2 protein-coding genes are annotated in these 1,471 nt (G+C 63.1%); both read left to right on the forward strand.

Annotated features, from left to right (window positions below; translation table 11 throughout):
- Positions 1-291: 291 nt before the first annotated feature.
- Complete coding sequence (rsd, locus tag B2X67_RS03850) at positions 292-762, forward strand: sigma D regulator (RefSeq protein ID WP_286784675.1); 471 nt, start codon at positions 292-294, stop codon at positions 760-762.
- 161 nt (positions 763-923) lie between these two features.
- On the forward strand, positions 924-1,471 hold a 548-nt coding region (locus B2X67_RS03855; RefSeq protein WP_286784676.1), incomplete at its 3' end, for an AlgP family protein.

The following is a 1,471-nucleotide window of genomic DNA, read 5'->3' on the forward strand; positions in this document are numbered from 1 at the left end:
GCTGGCGTTCGCCGGGCTGATTCTCTTCGCGCTGTTCCAGCTGCTACGTCGCGACTGAGTGACGAACCGCTGCGCGTGCACGCCGTTGCCGGTGGCGAAGCGCTGAGGTACACCGGGTCGATTTTTTCCGACCAGGCACCTTGATGGTCCATGGCCTGGGGCATACTCTGGTTTTTCACGCGGCCCGGAAGGCGTCATTTTCGGGTCTCTTCCCATGCGCATGCGCCGACCCCAGCACCACGTCCGGCGCCGAAGTACAGAAAACACCGATATAAGGGAAGCGAGGACTATATGCTCGAGAGCTGTCATAACGCCCAGGAGCGCTGGGGTGGCGTACACCAGATGATCGACCGCTGGCTGCAGGAACGCCATCAACTGATCAGCGCCTATTACGCCTTCGAGGCTGAGCCGGACGGCCTTGCGGTCACTCCCGCGGCTCTGCAGGCCTTTTGCGAATTGCTGCTCGACTACGTATCGGCCGGGCATTTCGAGATCTACGAACAACTGCTCGGCGAAGGACGCGCGTTCAACGAAAGCCGTGGGCTGGAACTTGCCAAGCGGATATTCCCGCGCATCGAGGCGATCACCGAAGTCGCGCTGCGCTTCAACGATCGCTGCGCCAAGGGCGATTGCGCCGCCAGCAAGGACCTGCTGGACGAACTGAAGCACCTGGGTCAGTTGCTCCACGAGCGTTTCGAACTGGAAGACTGCCTTATCGAAGTCCTCCACACCGCCCACCAGCAGACTGCCGCCGCGGTCTGAGGCGTGGCACCAAGCCGCCCCGCGCACGGGCGGCTTCATGTGTTGGATCGTCGCTCCACCTTTCCGGGCCCGTTCGCACGCTCTCGATCCCTGCGTAACGAAACTGTCATATTCCTGCCATTGGCGAGCCTTCCCGCGGACGACTACTATGGGCCGGTCAAATGGCCAAGGAGCTCTCCATGTCGGCGAAAAAAAGCAAGAAGGCGGTGCCCACGCCGCTGCATCTGTTACAACAACTTTCCCAAAGCCTGCTGGAACACCTCGACAACGCCTGCACCCAGGCGCTGGCGGATGCCGAGAAGCTGCTCGCCAAACTGGAGAAGCAGCGCGGCAAGGCGCAGGACAAACTGCATGACGCGCACAGCAAGCTGCAGCTCGACACGGCGGCTGGCAAAGCCAAGGCGCAGTCCAAGGCCCGTAAGGTCATCGATGAGCTGGAAGGCATGCTCTCGGCCCTGGAGTCCCGTCAGGCCGAGACGCGCGTCTACATCATCCAGCTGAAGAAGGATGCCCAGCAGAGCCTGAAGCTCGCGCAAGGCGTCGAGAAGGTTAAGGACGCCGCGGACAAGGCCCTCGATGCCCGCACCGCCGTGCCTGCGGAAAAACCCGCGAGCAAGCCGGTCGTCGGCCGCGTGGTCAAGGCTGCGGCGAAACCGGCCCAGCCGCGCACCCGAGTCGCTGCCAAGCCGGCCGCGGCGAAAACCGCGGC

The sequence above is a fragment of the Pseudomonas sp. UBA3153 genome (assembly GCF_002364635.1).
In the GTDB taxonomy this organism is placed as follows: domain Bacteria; phylum Pseudomonadota; class Gammaproteobacteria; order Pseudomonadales; family Pseudomonadaceae; genus Pseudomonas_O; species Pseudomonas_O kuykendallii.